Origin of the sequence: Parasphingorhabdus sp. (assembly GCF_036964675.1) — a bacterium.
Classification (GTDB): Bacteria; Pseudomonadota; Alphaproteobacteria; order Sphingomonadales; family Sphingomonadaceae; genus Parasphingorhabdus.
The window spans coordinates 1-2,685 of record NZ_JBALTF010000126.1; the positions used below are offsets into that span (position 1 = coordinate 1).

4 protein-coding genes are annotated in these 2,685 nt (G+C 58.2%); 2 read left to right on the forward strand and 2 right to left on the reverse strand.

What is annotated here, in order from left to right:
• Window positions 1-335 (reverse strand): transcription antitermination factor NusB (locus V7665_RS13385; protein WP_335665032.1); only part of this gene is annotated, 335 nt, incomplete at its 3' end.
• Window positions 336-597: 262 nt separating this feature from the next.
• Here V7665_RS13385 and V7665_RS13390 point away from each other — a divergent pair.
• Both V7665_RS13390 and V7665_RS13395 read left to right on the forward strand, forming a co-directional pair.
• Window positions 598-870 (forward strand): PadR family transcriptional regulator, encoded by a 273-nt coding sequence (locus tag V7665_RS13390; RefSeq protein ID WP_335665033.1) that lies wholly within the window; start codon window positions 598-600, stop codon window positions 868-870.
• Window positions 867-1,973 carry a hypothetical protein gene (locus V7665_RS13395; protein ID WP_335665034.1) on the forward strand — a complete coding sequence of 369 codons (1,107 nt, stop codon included), beginning with the start codon at window positions 867-869 and terminating at the stop codon, window positions 1,971-1,973. The genes V7665_RS13390 and V7665_RS13395 overlap by 4 nt, the downstream gene beginning before the upstream one ends.
• Window positions 1,974-2,032: 59 nt before the next feature.
• On the opposite strand, the gene V7665_RS13400 is transcribed toward V7665_RS13395, so the two are convergent.
• On the reverse strand, window positions 2,033-2,212 hold the full coding sequence (locus tag V7665_RS13400) for a hypothetical protein (RefSeq protein ID WP_335665035.1): 180 nt from the start codon (window positions 2,210-2,212) through the stop codon (window positions 2,033-2,035).
• Between the last annotated feature and the right edge of the window lie 473 nt (window positions 2,213-2,685).

The following is a 2,685-nucleotide window of genomic DNA, read 5'->3' on the forward strand; positions in this document are numbered from 1 at the left end:
ACCAGCGGCAAGGCGGTGGAAATCGCGGCATGTTGCGGGGTGTCGAGGACCAGCACCTGCGCCAGCGCGATGCGCAGCGCCATCCGCGGCTTGGCATCATCGGCCAGCCGGTTGCGGGTGGCGCTGTCGATCATCGCATCAAGCGCGGTCATCCAGCGCAGGACATTGGCGGCAATATTATGGGCCAGCGCCTTGTCCGACGGATTGGACAATTTTCCGGTAGCGGCAGACATCGCCTGATCCAGCGTCTCGCCGCGCCGGCAGACGGCGTCAAGCAGACGAATGGCCGACTGGCGCGTGGCGAGGCCGGGGACTTTATTATTGGGTTCGTTCATGTTTCGATTCCGCACTCACTTGCCCCGCAAAGCCGGGACATGCGCAAACCGAATGGCTTGCACTGCCGCACCGCATAGACCTTCCGGCGTTTCGATCAAGCTTTAGGAATCGGTGCCCGGGGATAGCATGGAACGGCATTGCTGGCGGCCAAGTCGAACCGGTATATTGTAGGGACCCGCAAATATCATAATTGACATTAAATCGATATATATCGATATAAGAATCATGCGAAAACCGAGGGCACCATCCAAGGCGACGAGATTGGCATTGATCGCCTTACTCAATGCGCCGGAGAGTCTGCACGGCTACGAGATCATGCAGATCGCCGGCATCAAGCCGGGCACACTATATCCGATGCTGGCGAGACTGGAAGACCAGGCGATGCTGGCCTCACAATGGCAGGAACCAAGCGTGGAAGGCCGCCCTCCCCGGCATATTTACAGCCTGACCGAGGCCGGACGCGATCTGGCGAAGAGCCTGCTTCAAGAAGATCGTCCTGACGTCGGTCAGCAGCTGCGGGCGAAACCGATATGATGCGGCACGCACTGGAACGGTTGATCCTGTGGTTGGCGCCTGATCACCGTAAAGAATGGGCGCAGGCGATGGCAGCGGAAATGTCGGTGATCGACAATAGCCGAGAAGCAATGGCTTTTGCCCTGGGCTGCCTGATCGCCTGCTGCCGTTTTCGTCTCGAGATCAACATCTCACAAACAGGGAGCAGCAGCATGCAGGACAGATTCGTGATTTTGACATTCATCTCGGGTGTGGTGGCGGGCTTGATCGGCTTGGCCTATCTGCTTGTTTCGGGCGCTCCGCCCAGCATGGTGATCGTCAATGGCGCGGCGGTTGTCGTCGGCATTATGCTGGCGCTGTCTTTAAGACTGGCAGCGCGGCCGACCGATGCGGTTGTGACCGTGACTGCCTTGATCGGCGCGTTCATTCTATTGGGGACCGCCATCTTCGGCTATGCAATCGAGGGCGCCAGACGGTGGCTGTTGATCGGGCCGTTTTTCATCCAGACCAGCCTGATCCTGTTGCCGCTGATTGCGGTCTGTTTCGCCAGAGTTCAAAATCTTCGCACTACATTGGCGGTGTGTGTCGCAGCCTTTGCGATGGGGGCTCAGCCGGACCGGGCGCTGGCGGCGATGCTGTTTGTGGCGGTGGCCATTGTCGGCATGATGCGGCCGAACCCGCTGACGGCGAGCGCGTCGGCATTCTGCGCATTGACCTTCGCGGCAACATTGCTGCTGCCGGACCGCCTGCCAGCGGTGCCCTTTGTCGATCTTATATTATGGTCTGCCTTTGATATCGGCCTGTGGGTCGGGTTGGCGCTCTGGGCCGGATGTCTGTTGCTGGTCTGCCCGATAGCATTTGTTCCCAAGTCCGAGCGCACTATTCTGCATTATGTCTTTGCATCCTGCTGGCTGACGGTGATTGCCGCGGCCGCGATGGGTGCCTATCCAACGCCACTCGTTGGATATGGAGCCAGCGCGATCATCGGCTTTTTCCTGAGCTTGATATTCCTGCAACCGGCGTCACAGGCTGGCTTAGTAAGTGATCCCGGTCGCGCAAGCTTGGCCGACACCGACGAAGCGCAGCCGCCGCTACGAACCAACGCTCCATCACTTGCTATTTAGGCCAAGCTTAAACCGTATCTGGAAGAAAATGAAGCATCTCAGGTTATAGTGTTTTGGCCCTACCGCGCCGGATCCAGCGCGCTGGGCTTGCGCAGGCGGCCCATGTCGCCCAGTTCATCGGGCCGGTTGGACCAGCCGCCGGCGCCGCCACCGCGCGCGATTTCCTGCAAGGCCGGCACACGCGCAAACCGGATGGCTTGCCCGGTCGCACCGCAGTGACCTTCCGGCGTTTCGATCAAGCTTTTGGATGGAGCCGGGCTGGGATGGAAAGCAGACATCACGGATAAAGTAGAGGCCCTTCGGCCAACGGCCCACTGGCAGCCGTTTCCCCCGCTGATCACAAATGATCGAAAGCCAGTTTTGCGGCCTCCATGGCCGCTCCCTTTTCCTGCAAAATTGACATTTATTTTCAAAAGCCTAGGCTGGCGGCCAGTTCGCGCACATATCGGGCTAGCCAATATGGTAATCCAACCGTCGCAGATAACCCAAAAGGGACCGCGCAATGAAGATCACAGAAGTGAAAACGCAAGAACCAGCCATCAAAAGAAAATATGACAAGCCCGTTCTCATTCATCTCCTTGGTCACGGTGACACAGAGGGGAAGGTTCAATCCGCTCCTTCGGAGTTCAATCGTACATTATCATCGATGACAGGTGGTCCAAGTTAATCACCACTAGCAGCGCGGCCACTCAGAATCATCACGTACTGAGCC

Coding starts and splice junctions, on each gene's coding strand:
- V7665_RS13395 (WP_335665034.1), top strand. CDS start 867: ATGATGCGGCACGCACTGGAACGGTTGATCCTGTGGTTGGCGCCTGAT.